We start from the raw sequence: 15,754 nt of genomic DNA, 5'->3' as shown, positions 1-15,754 counted from the left end.
ATGTGCGCTTGGGATGTGCGCGTCTGTTTAGCTTTGGTCTGCCGGCTTCTCAACCGGATAGAAGGTGTAACTCAAGGTGATTTCCTGCACGTCCTTGTCGTCCGGATCGTCCAGGAATTTCTTGTCGACGTAGAAGAGCACGGGCATGCGCACTTCCTGGCCGGGCTGGAGCGTCTGCTCGGTGAAACAGAAGCACTGGATCTTGGTGAAATAGGGGCCTGCGACGTCGGGCGTCACGTTGAACACCGCCCGGCCCGTGATCGGCTTGTCCGAGTTGTTCTTGGCAATGAAGATCGCCATGGACTTGCCGCCGACGCCGACCGTCATGCTCTTCTTCTCAGGGTAGAAGGCCCAGGGCACGCCGTTGACATTGGAGTCGAAGCGGATCGAGAGTTGGCGCCCCTCCCCCTGCGATGCCCTGGCGATGGCGGCGGCCTCCGCCTCGGTCACCCGCTGGGTCGTGCCGCCGTAACCGGTTGCCTGGCAGAAGAGGCGGTAGAGCGGCACCGAGGCGAAGCCGAGGCCGAGCATCGCAAGCGCGGCGAGAGCCGCGAAGAAGGCGGTGCGGCGCTTGGCGCGCTGCGGAGAGAGGGTCGTCGCGGCCATCTCAGTGCGACATCTTGGCGATGGTGATGCCGAAGAACAGCATCACGAGGGCAAACAGCACGACCGCCATCACGATCGAGCGCGAGCGCTGGCGGGCCTGGATCAGCTTCTGCTCCTCGGGCGTCATGCGAGCTTGACCCAATGGTCGACGACCACCGCGCCGAAAATGAGGAAGAGATAGAGCACCGAATATTTGAACAGCCGCCGCTCCGCACGCATCTGCGCCGGATCTGTCTCGTGGCTCAGCGACACCTGGACGGCCAGCACAGCGAAGATGCCGGTCGCGATCAGCGCCGTGAGGCCATAGACGAGGCCGGTGAGGCGGAGGAGGACAGGCGCCAGCGCCGCGGCCGCCATGATGACCGTATAGAAGAGGATCTGGCGGCGCGTCGTGCGCTCCCCGGCCACCACCGGCAGCATCGGGATGCCGGCATTGGCATAATCCATGCGCACGAACAGGGCCAGCGCCCAGAAATGCGGCGGCGTCCAGAAGAAGATCAGCATGAAGAGTGCGACCGGCAAGGCCGCGACATCGCCCGTCACCGCCGCCCAGCCGATCAACGGCGGGAAGGCGCCGGCCGCGCCGCCGATGACGATGTTCTGCGCCGTGCGCGGCTTGAGCCAGATCGTGTAGACGAACACATAGAAGAGGATCGACACCGCGAGAATGAAGGCCGCGAACCAGTTGGTCGCGAAGCCCATCAACAGCACCGAGAAGAAGGAAAGCCCAACGCCGAAATGCAGCGCGCTCTGCCGGTCCATGCGGCCGGCGGGCAGCGGACGGCCGGCGGTGCGCTTCATGCGCGCGTCGCGATCCGCCTCATACCATTGGTTGAGCGCGCCGGCCGCGCCCGCGCCGAGCGCGATGCACAGGATCGCGGTGAAGGCGAGGATCGGCGAGAGGTGACCCGGCGCGACGAGCAGACCGCACAGGCCCGTGAAGACGACGAGCGTCATCACCCGCGGCTTGGTCAGCGCGACGAAATCACGCCAGTCCGCCGGCATGGGAACCGAGGAAGCCGTTTCATTCGTCAGGATCGATGCATTCGTCGCCAAAATACCAGACCTTGGGTTCAATTCGCTTTTTCCAGCAGGGCGGCGAGAACGCTTTCCGCGCCCTCGCCCCCTCTCATTTCAGCCCCGGCGGAGCAACCGGTCCACCAGGGACCGACGCCGATCAATGATGACCGCTGTCGTCGATGACCGGCAGGGTCTCGAACTGGTGGTAGGGCGGCGGGCTCGACAGCGTCCACTCGAGCGTGGTCGCGCCTTCGCCCCAGTAATTGCCCTCGGCCTTCTTGCCGGCCACGAAAGCGTAGATGATGTTCACGAAGAAGATCACCACACCCACGCCCATGATCTGATAGCCGTACGAGGCGATGCCGTTCCAGTAGGCCAGCGCGTCCGTATAATCCGGAACGCGGCGCTGCATGCCGCTCATGCCCAGGAAGTGCATCGGGAAGAACAGCATGTTCACGCCGACGAAGAACACCCAGAAATGCAGTTGGCCGAGGAACTCGCTGTACATGCGGCCGCTCATCTTCGGGAACCAGTAATAGAAACCGGCGAAGAGCGCGAAGACGGCACCCAGCGAGAGGACGTAGTGGAAGTGCGCCACGACATAATAAGTGTCGTGAAGATTATCGTCGATGCCGCCATTGGCGAGAACGACGCCGGTCACGCCGCCGACGGTGAACAGGAAGATGAAGCCGAGCGCCCAGACCATCGGCGTCTTGAAGCTGAGCGAACCGCCCCACATCGTCGCGATCCAGGAGAAGATCTTGACGCCGGTGGGCACGGCGATGACCATCGTCGCGGCGGTGAAATACATCTTCACGTTCACGGTCATCCCGGTCGTGAACATGTGGTGCGCCCAGACGATGAAGCCGACCACGCCGATCGCCACCATCGCGTAGGCCATGCCGAGATAGCCGAACACCGGCTTGCGGCTGAACGTCGAGATGATCTGGCTGATGATGCCGAAGCCCGGCAGGATCATGATGTAGACTTCGGGGTGACCGAAGAACCAGAAGAGGTGCTGGTAGAGCTCGGGATCGCCGCCGCCGGCCGCATCATAGAAGACGGTGTGGAAGTTGCGGTCGGTGAGCAGCATGGTGATCGCCGCGGCGAGCACGGGCAGCGCGAGCAGCAGCAGGAAGGCGGTGACCAGCACCGACCAGACGAACAGCGGCATCTTGTGCAGGGTCATGCCCGGCGCGCGCATGTTGAAGATGGTGGTGATGAAGTTGACCGCGCCCAGGATCGAGCTGGCGCCCGCAAGGTGGAGCGAGAGGATCGCCATGTCGACCGCCGGACCTGGCGAGCCGCTCGTCGAGAGCGGCGCATAGACCGTCCAGCCGGTGCCCGCGCCATTGCCGCTGCCGCCGGGCACGAAGGTCGAGCCGAGCAGGAGCGCGAAGGCGGGGATCAGCAGCCAGAACGAGATGTTGTTCATGCGCGGGAAGGCCATGTCCGGCGCGCCGATCATGATCGGCACGAACCAGTTGCCGAAGCCGCCGATGATCGCCGGCATGACCATGAAGAACACCATGATCAGGCCGTGCGCGGTGATCAGCACGTTCCATAGGTGATAGGCCTGGTCCATCGTCGCGTCCGGGCCGTCCATCATCTGGGCCCAGCCATGGAGATACTGGATACCGGGATTCGCCAGCTCGGCGCGCATCAGGCCGGAGATCGCCCCGCCGATGACGCCCGCCATGATCGCGAAGATCAGATAGAGGGTGCCGATGTCCTTGTGATTGGTCGACATGAACCAGCGGGCGAAGAAGCCCGGCTTGTGATCGCTGTCGTGATGATCGTCATGGGCGTGAGCGCCGTGGAAATCATCTGCGGTGGTTGTGCTCATGGTCGTTACCCTCAGGACTTGGTTGCCGGCGCGGCGGCATTGGCGGCGGCAGGCGTCGCGGCATTGGTGGCGGCAGCGGGCTCGGCTGCGGCGGGCACGGAAGCAGCGGCAGGCGCGGCCTCGGCCGACTTGTCACCCGGCATCTTGCCGCCCTGGGCCTTGACCCACTGCGCGAACTTGTCGGGGCTCACCGCCTCGACCGCGATCGGCATGAAGCCGTGACGCGCGCCGCACAGTTCCGAGCAGACGCCATAATAGACGCCCGGCTTCTCGATGGTGAAGGTCCGCTCGTTGAGACGGCCAGGCACCGCGTCTTCCTTCACCCAGAAAGCGGGGATGGAGAAGCTGTGAATGACGTCCGAACCGGTGATGATCAGCTTGATCGGCACGCCGACCGGCAGGACCATGCGATTGTCCGCGGCCAGCAGCCGCGGCTCGCCACGCTCCAGCGCCTTTTCGGGCGGCAGCATGTTGGAGACGAACTCGGGAATGCCGTTGTCCGGATATTCATAGCCCCAATACCACTGGTAACCGGTGACCTTGACGGTCAGCGCATCCTTGGGGGCGGGCTTGAACTGGCGGGCGAGCAGATCGATCGAGGGGATCGCGATGCCGATCAGGATGAAGACCGGGATGACGGTCCAGAGAATCTCGATGAGCGTGTTGTGCGAGGTGCGCGAGGGCACCGGATTGGCGCTCCGCCGGAAACGCACCATCACATAGAGCAGCAGGGCCAGCACGAAGACCGAGATGATGATGCACACCCACAGCAGGATATTGTCGTGCATCCACAGCGCATAATGGCCGTTGGGCGTGAACTGCTCCTGGAAGGTCATCTCGCCGGGCTGCGGCTGGCCGACCGTGGCGACGGGCTTGGCATAATCCCATGCCGGCTTGGCCGCGGTGGCCGCATTGCCTGCCTCATTTGCGGCCGCGGGCGCCGCCGGGGCAGCCTGCGCCGCCGCATTGACCGCTTCGGCCTGCGCCATGGCCGAGGACGGCGCGAGCGCGCTCAGTCCCAAAGCCATCGCCATCATGAAGGCATTGATTCTTCTATTCATGCGGTCCGACCTGCTTTCACTATCAGGCCACGTGATTCCCAGGCGGAAAACGCGGCCCCCCTCTTCAATCACCGGCCCCTATACGCAGGCATATCCGATGCCTCAAGCACTCTGTTGCACCAATTGCGGCCGTTGATTGTCCGCCGATCCGCCGCTATCCCGCCCGGTCGACAGAGAAGGGCCATGGGACCAATGACCGAATCAGACGTGCTTGCCGAATTCCGGGCGGCGGAAGCGCTCCTCACGGGGCATTTTCTGCTCTCGTCGGGCAAACACAGCGCCAATTATCTGCAGTGCGCGCGCGTTCTCATGAACCCCGAGCGGGCGGCGAAACTCGCCATCGCGCTCGCCCAGTCCCTGCCCCGCGACATTCGCGCGGCGATCGAGGTCGTCGTCTCGCCGGCGATGGGCGGCATCATCATCGGCCACGAGATGGGCCGCGCGCTCAATTGCGACGCGATTTTCCTGGAGCGGCCGCAGGGCACCTTCGTCTTCCGCCGCGGCTTCGGCCTGACGCCGGGCCAGAAAGTGCTGATGGTCGAGGACGTGGTCACCACCGGGCTTTCGTCGCGCCAGGCGATGGAAGCGGTGCGCGAGGCCGGCGGCGAGGTGATCGCCGAGGCGGCCCTGGTCGATCGCTCGGCGGGCGAAGCCAATCTGGGCGTGCCCTTCTTCCCGCTCGTGAGCCTCAATTTCCCGGTCTATGATGCCGATGCCCTGCCGCCCGAGCTCGCGGCGATCCCGGCCGTGAAGCCGGGCAGCCGGGCGTGAGCCTGTCGCTGCGCCACCTTCGGCTGGGCGTGAACATCGATCATGTCGCGACCATCCGCAATGCGCGCGGCACGACCTATCCCGACCCGTTCCGCGCCGCGCTGATCGCGCAGGAAGCCGGCGCCGACGGCATCACCGCCCATCTGCGCGAGGACCGGCGCCACATCAGCGACGCGGATGTCGCGCGCCTCTCCGAAGAGCTGACCATCCCCTTCAATTTCGAGATGGCGGCGACGCAGGAGATGCTGGCGATCGCGCTGCGCCACCGGCCGCACGCGGTCTGTCTCGTCCCCGAGCGGCGCGAGGAGCGCACCACCGAGGGCGGCCTGGATGCCGCCGGCCTGCACAATCATCTCGCGCCGATGGTCGACAAGCTCGGCGAGGCCGGCTGCCGCGTCTCGCTCTTCATCGAGGCCGACCCGCGCCAGATCGAGGCGGCGCTGCGCCTGAAGGTGCCGGTCGTCGAGCTGCACACCGGCAAATATTGCGAGGTCGAGGGCGAGGAACGCGCGAGCGAGCTGCGCCGCATCGCGGACATGGCCGCGCTCGCCGCCAAGAACGGGATCGAGCCGCATGCCGGCCATGGCCTCACCTTCGACAATGTCGGCCCGATCGCGGCGATTCCGCAGATCGCCGAGCTCAACATCGGCCATTTCCTGATCGGCGAGGCGATCTTCCTCGGCCTGCACGAGAGCGTGGCGGAGATACGCCGGCTGATGGACGCGGCACGGGGATGAGAAAGAAGAAGACCCTCATCCTCCCACCGCTACGCGGCGGGGCCCTCCTTCTCCCGCGAAGGCGGGAGAAGGCCATGATAGCCCTCTCCCGCCTTCGCGGGAGAGGGTTGGGTGAGGGTCTTCTTCTGTCATGATCATCGGCCTCGGCTCGGATCTCTGCAATATCGAGCGGATCCAGAACAGCCTGGATCGCTTCGGCGAGAAGTTCGAGCGGCGGGTGTTCACCGACATCGAGCGCGCCAAGGCCAATCGCCGCCCCTTCACCAAGGCCGCGACGCTGGCCAAGCGCTTCGCCGCCAAGGAGGCTTTCTCCAAGGCGGTCGGCACCGGTTTCAAGGCCGGGGTGTTCATGAAGGACATCGGCGTGGTCAATCTGCCGTCGGGCGCTCCCACTTTGGCACTCGCCGGCGGAGCCAGGGCACGTCTCGACGCCTTGACCCCACCGGGCGCCAGCCTATTTGTGCACGTGACATTGACCGACGATCATCCCTGGGCGCAGGCATTCGTCATTCTGGAGGCGCGTTTTCCGTGACGGATCAGACACCGGTCAGGCCAGGCGAGAGCCTGCGAGAAAAAGCCAGGAAATCGAAGGGCAGCGACTTGTGGTCCGAGATCAAGAGCATCGTGCTGCTGCTGCTCGCCGTGCTCGGCTTCCACAGCTTCATCGCCAAGCCCTTCTACATCCCCTCCGAATCGATGATGCCCGGCCTGCTCGTCGGTGACCGGCTGGTCGTGACCAAATATGCCTATGGCTGGTCCTACGTCTCGCCGACCATTCCCAATCCCGCCGCGATCTTCCGCAATGTCGTGCTGCGCACGCCGCCGGAGGCCTGGGGCATCACCCTGCCGTTCATGGAAGGACGCGTCTGGGGCAAGATGCCCGAGCGCGGCGACGTCGTCATCGCGACCCCTCGCCACAGCAACGAGGATTATATCAAGCGCGTCATCGGCCTGCCGGGCGACCTGCTCGAAGTGCGCGACGGCGTCGTCATCCTGAACGGCGTGCCGGTCAAGCAGGTGTGGCTCAAGCCCCTGCGCCTGCCGGTCGATGCCAATTCGCCGTGCGATCCGCGCCAGTTCCCCGGCGGCATCCAATATGATCCGGACGGCAGGGAAATCTGCGTGCTGCCGGTCAAGCAGGAGACCCTGCCCAACGGCCGCACCTACACGATCATCGACATGGGCGCGCGCGAGATCGACTGGTACGGCCCGGTCCGCATTCCAGCGGGCCACGTCTTCCTGATGGGCGACAATCGCGACAACAGCGCCGACAGCCGCGTGCCGCTGGAGCAGGCAGGCCTCGGCGGGCCGATCCCGTGGGAGACGATCGGCGGCCGCGCCGAGTTCATCACCTTCTCGCTCGACGGCACGACCCAGCTCTTCAATCCCGCGAGCTGGTTCTCCAGCTTCCGCCCCGGTCGCGCCGGCACGTCACTCCACCCGACCAAGGTCGCGGAGCCCGCAGTCAAGTGACGGAGCGCGCGGCCGGCAGCGCCAAGTCGCCCGCACGTCGCTCCGCCGCCGCGACGGCCAAGATCGCGGCGGGCCGCACGACCCCCGTCACAAAGCCCAGGGCCGCTGCGCGCAAGCCGGAAGCGGAGCCGGGCCCGGTCACCGACCGGCTCGACCGCCCCGGCCCGGCCGACGCGCACACCTCGGAATTCTGGAAGGAACTGCGCCGGGCGGTCATCTGGCTCAGCGTCGTGGCCGCCGGGGCGCTGGTCGTCATTCTCATCGAGCCGATCCTGTTCATCCTCGCCTCGGTGGTCATCGCCGTCATGCTGGATGGCGGCACGCGCCTGCTGGGCCGCTTCCTGCCCATCCCGCGCGGCTATCGCCTCGGGATCATCGTCGCGTTCGTCGTCGCTTTCGTGGGCTGGACCTTCTATCTGACCGGCACCCAGGTCATTCAGCAGGCGGCCCAGCTGCCGCCGCTGATCGAAAGCCAGGTCGCACGCATCAGCGCGTTCGCGCAGGCGCACGGCATCAATCTGGGGATCGCCGAACTACGGCAGGCCGGCGAGCAGCTGCTCGGCTCGGTTGGCCGCGTCACCGCGATCCTGAGTTCGGCCGCGGGCGTCGTCTCCAGCCTCGTCATGATGCTCGTGCTGGCGGTCTTTCTCGCCACGGAGGCCCAGCTCTACTCACGCGGGCTTGCCTGGCTCGTCCCGATCGCGCGGCGCGACGAGGCGCACGACCTGATCGACAAGGTCGGCTGGACGCTGCGCCGGCTGATGGCCGGGCGCCTCGTTGGCATGATGGCAACGGGCTTCCTCACCGGCATGTTGCTGATGATCACCGGCGTGCCGATGGCGATGCTGCTCGGCGTCCTCTCCTTCCTGCTCGCTTTCCTGCCCAATATCGGCGCGATCATGTCGGGTGTGCTGATCACCCTGGTCGGCTTCTCGGTGGACGTGCAGCACGGCTTCTTCGCCATCGGCGTCTATTTCACGGTACAGACGGTGGAGAGCTATTTCATCACGCCGACCGTCGCGCGACGCGCGGTCGACATGCCGCCCGCCCTCGTGCTCGGCGCGCAGATCATGTTCGGTGCGCTATTCGGCATCCTGGGTCTGGCCCTCGCCGACCCGATCCTGGCGATGAGCAAGGTGATCCTGGAAGAGCGCGCCAAGCGCAGGGTGGCGGAGCAGGCGTAAGCGGCCTGCCGGTTCCCGGAGTTTGCCTCGTTTGAGAAAAACCTGCCGCGATGTTTCAACCTGATCGGAGCGGAATCAGGACAGGCTCTGGTCACTCCTCGTCGATGGCCTCGATGCCTTGCAGCCGAAGCGCCTCGACATGGTCCTTCATGGCCTTGAGCTGCTCGGGCGAATGCCCCTGCCAGTCCACGACCTCGCCGGTGACCCGCAGCGGGTCGCGCGAGCGATAGGATCGGGTCGGATTGCCGGGGAATTTCTTGTCAGTCAGATTGGGATCGTCGACGATCGGGCCGGTGGGCTCCACGATATAGATCCTGCCCGGCCCATCGCCCTGCGCCAGCTCGGCGCCCCAGGTCGCCGCATCCAGCGTCGCGGTCAGATAGACGAAGCTCGCCGCCTTGCGCGTCCCGTAATTGGAGCCGTAGCCGGCGGCGATCAGATCGCCCGGCTTCAGGTCGGCCCGTGTGCCATGATAGAAAAGCGGAGACATCGCGTCGTCGGTCGCCATTGGTTCGCTCCTCGGGATGACGGACTGAATCAGGGCGGCCCGAGCAGGCTCGGGCAACGGAATTGATCTTCAGGGAAAGCGAAGGCGCGAGCGCGCCCGGCCGTCGGCCTTATTGCACGCCCGGTGGCGGGCCTTCCATGCCCGGCGGCAGAGCGCCTTCCGGTCCGCCCGGTGCGGCGCCACCGCCCTGCTGTTGCTGTTGCTGTTGCATCATCTGCTGGAGCTGCATCGCGCGCTGCTGCTCCATGACCTCGGCACGGGTCTTGAACTCGAGCAGCTTGATCTCGAAGACCAGCGGGCTGTTCGGCGGGATCGGGCTGCCCTGGGGCGGATGATCGCCATAGCCGAGCGCGGCGGGGATCCAGGCGCGCATCTTGCCGCCCTTGCGCAGCTTGGTCACAGCTTCGGTGAAGCCCGGGACCATCGAGGCCAGCTCCATCGGCGCGCCGGGATTCTCGTCGAAGACGGTACCGTCGGGCAGCATGCCCTTATAGGCAACGAGCGCGAAATCTTCCTTGGTCGGACTCGCGCCGGTGCCTTTTTCGAGCATCTGGTAGCGCAGGCCGCTCGGCATCTGACCAAACTGGCGGCTGCCGGCCCAGGCCAGCACGATCGCGACGGCGAACAGCAGGACCATCACCAGCCAGAAACGGCGGACCGATCCGGGCTTGATGGGCCGCAATGGAACCGCCGTCACGGACATGGCCGCTTTCCTCAAACTGTCAGAAAACCAAAGACCCGGCCGGCGCCACGCGCCGGACCGACATGCTTTTACCGTGCGCTGTCGCGCTCGACGCGCTTGCGCTCCAGCTTGCGCGCACGGCGGATCGCCGCGGCCTTCTCGCGCGCACGCTTCTCGGAGGGCTTCTCGTAATGACGACGAAGCTTCATCTCGCGATACACGCCTTCCCGCTGCAGCTTCTTCTTGAGCGCCCGCAGCGCCTGGTCGACGTTGTTGTCGCGCACGATGATTTGCATAAGCCCGTCAGTCTCCAATTCTAAGCTGGCATGCGCCCCGCCGATCCCCGGCCCGAAACGCGAAATACCCAAAAACAATATGCGCCGCGACGAGGTGTCACGGCGTAACCGGCAGGCCCATAGCAGCGAGAGGTTACCGGATCAAGACCGGAAAGGCCGGAAAAACGGCCGCCAGGGCCCGCTTCGTCCCGCGGCGAGGCTCATTCCGGCGTCAGATTGCGGATGCGAGTCGGCACCGGCGGCTGCCGGACGGCCGCGCCGGCGACATAGGCTTCCAGCGCCTCCAGGTCGGACGGGCCGTCCGCCAGCTGCGCGCCGGGCGCGAACATGGGATAGCCATCGCCGCCATTGGCGAGAAAGTTGCTCATCGCGACATGATAGGTCGCCCCGTCGGTCATCGGCTGGCCGTTGAGCGTGATGTCGAAGACCCGCTGGCCCGCCGGCTTCGTCGTGTCGTAGCTGTAACGGAGGCTCTGCGAGACGCTGAGCAGCCGCAGGTCGTCGACCTGATCGAACTGCTTCTCCAGCGCGGCGCGGATCTGAGCGCCGGTCAATGCCTTCGTGACCACGATATTGCCGAACGGCTGGGCGGCGTACAGATCCCCGAATGTGACGGTGCCGTCCGCAGCGGGCGTGATCGCGGCGCGGACGCCGCCCGGGTTCATGATGCCGAACTGCGCGCCGCCCTTGTCCGGCGCGCTCATCGCCGCGAGCTGCGCATCGGCGATGAAATCGCCCAGCACGCTCTCGCCGCTCTTCTCCTCGGTCTTGGTCAGCGGGCCGCCGACCTTGCCCACCGGGCGCCGCCGCACGGCGAGCGCGCCGGCATCGTAGCGGCTCACCAGATCGGCCACCTCCGGCTGCTTCGCCGCCGAGTCGGCGCTCTGCGTCACCACCAGATTTTCGGCATGCTTGCCGACCAGTCGCTTCGTGCCGAAATCATAATCGAGCGTGATGCGCGTCAGCAGCGTGCCATATTGGCCGGCGCTGCTCACCAGGAAGGGCCGGCTCGGGTCGACCTTGCCATAGTCGCAGACATAGGACTGGTGCGTGTGGCCGGAGATGACGAGCGCGAAGGCCGGATCGAGCTTCTGCAGGATCGGGTTGATGTCGCCGGTCAGATATTTGCAGTCGCCCGGATCGGGCACGTCGAACTTCACCGAGCCACCCTCGTGGATGAGCACGGCGAGGATGTCGGCCCCCGCGGCGCGGAGGGCCGGGACCAGCTTGTTGGCCGTCTCCGCCTCGTCGGCGAAATGCAGCCCGGCAACGCCGCTCGGGCTGGCGAGGTCGCCGGTGCCCTTCAGTGTCATGCCGACGAAGCCGATGCGCACGCTCCTTCCGCTCACAGTCAGCGTCTTGATGCCATAGGCGGGGAAAAGCGTCGTGCCGTCCTCCCGCACCGTGTTGGCGGCAAGGAACTTGAAGCTGGCGCCCGGAAAGGCCGGAAGGATCTGGCAGGGCTCGCGCAGCGTATATTTGGCGCAGCCGCCCGCCTGCATGCGCAGGATCTCCTTCGATCCGCGATCGAACTCATGATTGCCGAGCGCGCTGTAGTCGATGCCGATCCGGTTCATGATGCGGATCGTCGGCTCATCGAGGAACAGGCCGGAGCTGAGCGGCGAGGCGCCGATCATGTCGCCCGCCGTCACCACCGCGCTCGCTGGATTCTCCGCGCGCAGCGCCGCGACGGCCGCGGCGAAATTGGCGGCACCGCCCGCCTTCACCTTCTCCGTGCCCTTGGGCGAGCCCGGCGGGATGACGGTCTGGTCGTCCGCATCGATATGGCCGTGGAAATCGTTGAAGGCGATGATCTGCAGGGCGGCGACCGGGCCGGGCGCGGTGCCGGTGACGGGTCCGCGCGTCGCCGCGCAACCGGCCAGCAGCAGCGCGCCGAGCGGCGCCAGTGCGATCATCCTCATCATCGTTCCTCCGGTCCGGTTCGGCCGCCGCCATAGCAGACGGGCGCGATTCTAGAAGGCCGCGCGGTGCTTACCCTCGACTTTTCGGCGAGCCGCGCGCATCATCCGCCGCAAGCCCGTAACGGGCAACCATAAGTCGCAAGGAGAGAGGATCATGGCCACCGCCCTGAAGCCCGCCGCCATCACCACCGCGGAGCGACAGGCCCGCGAGCAGCTCGCCGCCTGCTATCGCATCTTCGCCCATCTGGGCTGGGACGAGCTCATCTACAATCACATCTCGCTGCGCGTGCCGGGGGAGGACAATGCCTTCCTGATCAATCCCTTCACGCTGATGTACGAGGAAGTGACGGCCTCCAATCTCGTCAAGATCGACATCGACGGCAACAAGCTGGCCGAGAGCCCCTATCCGGTCAATCGCGCCGGCTTCGTCCAGCACAGCCTGTTCCACCGGCTTCTTCCGGATGTTCACTGCATTATTCACACCCACACGACCGCCGGCATGGCCATCGCCTCGATCGAGGAAGGCTTCCAGGCGACCGATTTCTATTCGAGCATGTTCGCCGGCCAGATCGCCTATCACGACTTCGAGGGCGTCACGATCCATCCCGAGGAAGGCGCGCGGCTCATCGCCGACCTGGGCGACAAGCGCATCATGATCCTGCGCAATCACGGTCTGCTGGTGATGGGCAAGACCTTGCCCGAAGCCTTCCAGACCTATTTCTTCCTCGAGCGCGCCTGCGCGATCCAGATCGCGACGCGGCAGGCCGGCACGCCGCTGCGCGTGCCCGACGCGGTGGTGGCGGCGCACCAGCGCGACGTGCTCACCGCCGCGCCCGAGGGCATGCGCGGCCTCGCCGAGTTCGCCGCGATGACGCGCCTGATCGACCGCAAGGACAAGAGCTGGCGGGATTAGCCCTCTCGCCGTTCGCTTCGAGCTGAGGTTCGAGCTTGTCGAGAACCGGAGTCGAGAAGGACAGCCAGGCGCGAAATTCTCGACAGCCATCTCGACAAGCTCGATGGCCGCTCGAACCGAACGGCAAAATGATTATAACCGGCCGCCATGACCAAATTCACCGTCAATGATCGCCCGATCCAGTATCGGATGGACCCGCAGACGCCTCTGCTCTGGGCGCTGCGCGACGCCTCCAATCTCACCGGCACCAAATATGGCTGCGGCACCGGCGATTGCGGGGCCTGCACGGTCGACATAGACGGCAAGGCGATCCGCTCCTGCCAGGTGACGATCGCCGCGATCGAAGGCCGCTTCGTCACCACGATCGAGGGCCTCTCGCCCGATCGCAGCCATCCGGTGCAGCAGGCCTGGGCCGCGCAGAACGTGCCGCAGTGCGGCTATTGCCAGAGCGGGATGATCATGACCGCCGCGGTGCTGCTCCGCCGCACCAGCAACCCGACCGACGAGCAAATCGACGCGGCGATGACCAACATCTGCCGCTGCGGCACCTATCCGCGCATCCGCGAGGCGATCAAGCAGGCCGGCCGCATCATGCGCGGCGAGGAGCGCGTCGCGGCCGCCCCGGCACCGGGTATCGCGCCCGCCGATGCGGCCAGGCACGTTCCCGGCCTGACCCCGGCGACCAAGGACTAGGCACCTGATCACGGCCTGACACAATTCTGTCATCTGGCTGTCAGCTATGTTCAGCGCCGCGACAGCCGCCCTCCGGTAAACAATTCCTCAATGGCGAAGACTCGCCTGTGTCTTTGAGGATGTTTCGACGATGACCCGCTTTGTGAAGATAGGCCTTCTGGCCTCGACGATGCTGGCGCTGGCCGCCCCGGCGCTGGCCGAGCCCGGTCGCGACCGGGGCGAGGACGGGCGCGAATGGCGCGGCGGCGGCGGCCGCGGCGGTCAGCCCGGCGGTGGCGGCGAACGTCAGCGCAGCTGGTCACCCCCTGCCCCCGCCCCGCAGCAGGCCGCGCCGGCGCGCGAACAGCGTGCCCCCGTGGTCCAGAACGCACCGGTTCCGGCATCGTCCGCGCCCGCTGCCGCCCAGTGGCGCCAGCAGCGCGACGGCAACACGCCGCGCCCCGGCGCCGGGAACTGGCAGGGTGGCCGTGACTGGAATCGCGACCGCACACCGCCGGCCGTCAACACACCGGCCCCGCCGCCGCCCCAGCAGGAGCAGCGCAACTGGTCGCGCACCAATGGCACGCCGGGCCAGCGCGACTGGAACCGCGATGATCGCCGCGATCGCCCGGACGGACGCGACGGACGCGACGGACGCGACGGACGCGACGGACGCGACAATGGCACGTGGAATCGCGGCAACAACAACTGGCAGCAGGACAATCGCGAGCGCGACGCCGCGCGGGATCGCGACTGGCAACGCCGCCAGCAGCAGGGTTATAACTATCAGCGCCGCCTGCAGGACCGCGACCGCTGGGCCGATACCCGCCGCTGGGACAATAGCTGGCGCGGCAACAGCCGCTACGACTGGCAGCGCTATCGGTCGCTGAACCGCAGCTTCTACCATCTGCCCGCCTATTATGCGCCCTATGGATGGAACCGCGGCTACACGCGCTTCTCGATCGGCTTCTATCTGAGCAACGTGTTGTTCGCCTCGGATTACTGGATCGACGATCCCTACGACTATCGCCTGCCGCCGGCCTACGGCCCGCTGCGCTGGGTCCGCTATTATGACGACGCGCTGCTGGTCGACATTCGCGACGGTTATGTCGTCGACGTGATCCACGACTTTTTCTGGTGAGGCGCTAGCCGCCTCCCCGGATCCGCATTCCTGATCGGCCTTCAGGAAGAACTGGGCCGGCTCCCGCTTCGGCAGGGGTCGGTTCTTTTTCTAAAATGAGAAACCCATCCCCCGTTCGTGGGGACCGCTGCCCCCTTGCTCCCCGCACGCACCGATGGCAGGACGCGGCTCATGAGAGATACCTGGCTCGACGATGCGGAACATCCCTCGCCGGCGCGCGCGGAGATTGGCGAGCGCGTCCGCACCCGCCTGACGCGCAACCCGATGATCAGCCGCATTCCGACCGGGCGCGCCGAGATGTTCCTGCGCCACGGCCTGGTGACGCCCAGGGAATGCGCCGAGCTGGTCGCGAAGATCGACGCCGGCTGCAAACCCTCCAAGCTCTTCTCGGACATCAAGGCCAGCTACCGCACCAGCAACAGCTGCAACCTCGACATCTACGACCCCCTCGTCATCGCCGTGACCAAGCGCATCGACGCGCTGGTCGGGCTGGAGGGCGACACGGGCGAGCTGCTGCAGGGGCAGCGCTATCACGAGACCCAGCGCTACGATCTCCACCACGATTATTTCCCGTACAACAAGCTCTACTGGCCGGCGATGCGGGTGAGCGGTGGCCAGCGCTGCTGGACGGCGATGGTCTATCTCTGCGATGTCGAGGAAGGCGGCGAGACCCAGTTCCCGCATCTGGGCGTCACCATTCCGCCGCGCATGGGCACGCTGCTGGTCTGGAACAACCTCAATGCGGATGGCAGCCCCAACGGCGCCACGCTGCATGCCGCGCTGCCGGTGACCAAGGGCACGAAATATATCGTCACCCGCTGGTATCGCGAGCGCAAATGGGAACCGCGCAACAAGCCATAAAGGCCACCCGGCATTCAGGATTCGAACCTCCCCGTTCGTGTCGAGCGAAGTCGAGACACGC

At 66.0% G+C, this 15,754-nt stretch carries 18 protein-coding genes; 9 read left to right on the top strand and 9 right to left on the bottom strand.

The features are described 5' to 3' along the window. Nucleotides 1-27 precede the first annotated feature (27 nt). From KK488_RS09800 to coxB, 5 genes are all read right to left on the bottom strand, one after another. Nucleotides 28-606 carry a cytochrome c oxidase assembly protein gene (locus KK488_RS09800; RefSeq protein WP_214623028.1) on the bottom strand — a complete coding sequence of 193 codons (579 nt, stop codon included), beginning with the start codon at nucleotides 604-606 and terminating at the stop codon, nucleotides 28-30. A gap of 1 nt (nucleotide 607) precedes the next feature. Then, nucleotides 608-733: a cytochrome c oxidase system small membrane protein gene (locus tag KK488_RS21580; RefSeq protein WP_284732161.1), complete on the bottom strand. Its 126-nt coding sequence runs from the start codon at nucleotides 731-733 to the stop codon at nucleotides 608-610. Further along, nucleotides 730-1,611 (bottom strand): heme o synthase, encoded by an 882-nt coding sequence (locus tag KK488_RS09795; protein WP_250890240.1) that lies wholly within the window; start codon nucleotides 1,609-1,611, stop codon nucleotides 730-732. The genes KK488_RS21580 and KK488_RS09795 overlap by 4 nt, the downstream gene beginning before the upstream one ends. Nucleotides 1,612-1,783: 172 nt before the next feature. Continuing rightward, complete coding sequence (gene ctaD, locus KK488_RS09790) at nucleotides 1,784-3,472, bottom strand: cytochrome c oxidase subunit I (RefSeq protein WP_214623026.1); 1,689 nt, start codon at nucleotides 3,470-3,472, stop codon at nucleotides 1,784-1,786. Nucleotides 3,473-3,483: 11 nt separating this feature from the next. Then, on the bottom strand, nucleotides 3,484-4,533 hold the full coding sequence (coxB, locus tag KK488_RS09785) for a cytochrome c oxidase subunit II (protein ID WP_214623024.1): 1,050 nt from the start codon (nucleotides 4,531-4,533) through the stop codon (nucleotides 3,484-3,486). A 192-nt stretch (nucleotides 4,534-4,725) separates the two neighbouring features. Here coxB and pyrE point away from each other — a divergent pair, with 192 nt between their 5' ends. From pyrE to KK488_RS09760, 5 genes are all read left to right on the top strand, one after another. Continuing rightward, the gene (pyrE, locus tag KK488_RS09780) at nucleotides 4,726-5,304 is read left to right on the top strand and encodes an orotate phosphoribosyltransferase (protein WP_214623021.1); all 579 of its coding nucleotides are present in this window, start codon (nucleotides 4,726-4,728) and stop codon (nucleotides 5,302-5,304) included. Nucleotides 5,305-5,312: 8 nt separating this feature from the next. Further along, nucleotides 5,313-6,041 (top strand): pyridoxine 5'-phosphate synthase, encoded by a 729-nt coding sequence (locus KK488_RS09775; RefSeq protein WP_250890270.1) that lies wholly within the window; start codon nucleotides 5,313-5,315, stop codon nucleotides 6,039-6,041. 130 nt (nucleotides 6,042-6,171) lie between these two features. Further along, nucleotides 6,172-6,573: a holo-ACP synthase gene (gene acpS, locus KK488_RS09770; protein WP_214623016.1), complete on the top strand. Its 402-nt coding sequence runs from the start codon at nucleotides 6,172-6,174 to the stop codon at nucleotides 6,571-6,573. A gap of 32 nt (nucleotides 6,574-6,605) precedes the next feature. Then, nucleotides 6,606-7,514: a signal peptidase I gene (gene lepB, locus KK488_RS09765; protein ID WP_250890269.1), complete on the top strand. Its 909-nt coding sequence runs from the start codon at nucleotides 6,606-6,608 to the stop codon at nucleotides 7,512-7,514. Beyond that, entirely contained in the window at nucleotides 7,511-8,698 is a 1,188-nt protein-coding gene (locus tag KK488_RS09760) for an AI-2E family transporter (RefSeq protein ID WP_349356870.1), read from the top strand. Before lepB ends, KK488_RS09760 begins: the two co-directional genes overlap by 4 nt. A gap of 91 nt (nucleotides 8,699-8,789) precedes the next feature. Here the strand turns inward: KK488_RS09760 and arr are convergent, their stop codons facing one another. The 4 genes from arr to KK488_RS09740 all read right to left on the bottom strand — a co-directional run bounded on the left by arr (nucleotide 8,790) and on the right by KK488_RS09740 (nucleotide 12,109). Then, nucleotides 8,790-9,206, bottom strand: a complete 417-nt coding sequence (gene arr / locus KK488_RS09755; RefSeq protein WP_214623011.1) for an NAD(+)--rifampin ADP-ribosyltransferase — start codon at nucleotides 9,204-9,206, stop codon at nucleotides 8,790-8,792. 109 nt (nucleotides 9,207-9,315) lie between these two features. Further along, nucleotides 9,316-9,909: an FKBP-type peptidyl-prolyl cis-trans isomerase gene (locus KK488_RS09750; RefSeq protein ID WP_214623009.1), complete on the bottom strand. Its 594-nt coding sequence runs from the start codon at nucleotides 9,907-9,909 to the stop codon at nucleotides 9,316-9,318. A 68-nt stretch (nucleotides 9,910-9,977) separates the two neighbouring features. Next, nucleotides 9,978-10,184 (bottom strand): 30S ribosomal protein S21, encoded by a 207-nt coding sequence (gene rpsU / locus KK488_RS09745; RefSeq protein WP_214623007.1) that lies wholly within the window; start codon nucleotides 10,182-10,184, stop codon nucleotides 9,978-9,980. Between the two features lie 200 nt (nucleotides 10,185-10,384). Next, nucleotides 10,385-12,109, bottom strand: a complete 1,725-nt coding sequence (locus KK488_RS09740; protein ID WP_250890239.1) for a bifunctional metallophosphatase/5'-nucleotidase — start codon at nucleotides 12,107-12,109, stop codon at nucleotides 10,385-10,387. 151 nt (nucleotides 12,110-12,260) lie between these two features. Here KK488_RS09740 and KK488_RS09735 point away from each other — a divergent pair, with 151 nt between their 5' ends. The 4 genes from KK488_RS09735 to KK488_RS09720 all read left to right on the top strand — a co-directional run bounded on the left by KK488_RS09735 (nucleotide 12,261) and on the right by KK488_RS09720 (nucleotide 15,693). After that, the gene (locus tag KK488_RS09735; RefSeq protein ID WP_214623004.1) at nucleotides 12,261-13,019 is read left to right on the top strand and encodes a class II aldolase/adducin family protein; all 759 of its coding nucleotides are present in this window, start codon (nucleotides 12,261-12,263) and stop codon (nucleotides 13,017-13,019) included. Nucleotides 13,020-13,166: 147 nt separating this feature from the next. Further along, entirely contained in the window at nucleotides 13,167-13,712 is a 546-nt protein-coding gene (locus KK488_RS09730; RefSeq protein WP_214623002.1) for a (2Fe-2S)-binding protein, read from the top strand. A gap of 130 nt (nucleotides 13,713-13,842) precedes the next feature. Next, nucleotides 13,843-14,832 carry an RcnB family protein gene (locus KK488_RS09725; RefSeq protein ID WP_250890238.1) on the top strand — a complete coding sequence of 330 codons (990 nt, stop codon included), beginning with the start codon at nucleotides 13,843-13,845 and terminating at the stop codon, nucleotides 14,830-14,832. Between the two features lie 171 nt (nucleotides 14,833-15,003). Continuing rightward, the gene (locus tag KK488_RS09720) at nucleotides 15,004-15,693 is read left to right on the top strand and encodes a prolyl hydroxylase family protein (RefSeq protein WP_214622999.1); all 690 of its coding nucleotides are present in this window, start codon (nucleotides 15,004-15,006) and stop codon (nucleotides 15,691-15,693) included. Nucleotides 15,694-15,754: the final 61 nt, after the last annotated feature.

The sequence above is a fragment of the Sphingobium nicotianae genome (genome assembly GCF_018603885.1).
GTDB classification, from domain to species: Bacteria; Pseudomonadota; Alphaproteobacteria; order Sphingomonadales; family Sphingomonadaceae; genus Sphingobium; species Sphingobium nicotianae.
The sequence above is the reverse complement of the archived record's forward strand: the minus strand, read 5'-3'. Positions and strand labels throughout refer to the sequence as shown.

Coding starts and splice junctions, on each gene's coding strand:
- KK488_RS09800 (WP_214623028.1), bottom strand. CDS start 606: ATGGCCGCGACGACCCTCTCTCCGCAGCGCGCCAAGCGCCGCACCGCC.
- KK488_RS21580 (WP_284732161.1), bottom strand. CDS start 733: ATGACGCCCGAGGAGCAGAAGCTGATCCAGGCCCGCCAGCGCTCGCGC.
- KK488_RS09795 (WP_250890240.1), bottom strand. CDS start 1,611: ATGCCGGCGGACTGGCGTGATTTCGTCGCGCTGACCAAGCCGCGGGTG.
- ctaD (WP_214623026.1), bottom strand. CDS start 3,472: ATGAGCACAACCACCGCAGATGATTTCCACGGCGCTCACGCCCATGAC.
- coxB (WP_214623024.1), bottom strand. CDS start 4,533: ATGAATAGAAGAATCAATGCCTTCATGATGGCGATGGCTTTGGGACTG.
- pyrE (WP_214623021.1), top strand. CDS start 4,726: ATGACCGAATCAGACGTGCTTGCCGAATTCCGGGCGGCGGAAGCGCTC.
- acpS (WP_214623016.1), top strand. CDS start 6,172: ATGATCATCGGCCTCGGCTCGGATCTCTGCAATATCGAGCGGATCCAG.
- arr (WP_214623011.1), bottom strand. CDS start 9,206: ATGGCGACCGACGACGCGATGTCTCCGCTTTTCTATCATGGCACACGG.
- KK488_RS09750 (WP_214623009.1), bottom strand. CDS start 9,909: ATGTCCGTGACGGCGGTTCCATTGCGGCCCATCAAGCCCGGATCGGTC.
- rpsU (WP_214623007.1), bottom strand. CDS start 10,184: ATGCAAATCATCGTGCGCGACAACAACGTCGACCAGGCGCTGCGGGCG.
- KK488_RS09740 (WP_250890239.1), bottom strand. CDS start 12,109: ATGATGAGGATGATCGCACTGGCGCCGCTCGGCGCGCTGCTGCTGGCC.
- KK488_RS09735 (WP_214623004.1), top strand. CDS start 12,261: ATGGCCACCGCCCTGAAGCCCGCCGCCATCACCACCGCGGAGCGACAG.
- KK488_RS09730 (WP_214623002.1), top strand. CDS start 13,167: ATGACCAAATTCACCGTCAATGATCGCCCGATCCAGTATCGGATGGAC.
- KK488_RS09725 (WP_250890238.1), top strand. CDS start 13,843: ATGACCCGCTTTGTGAAGATAGGCCTTCTGGCCTCGACGATGCTGGCG.
- KK488_RS09720 (WP_214622999.1), top strand. CDS start 15,004: ATGAGAGATACCTGGCTCGACGATGCGGAACATCCCTCGCCGGCGCGC.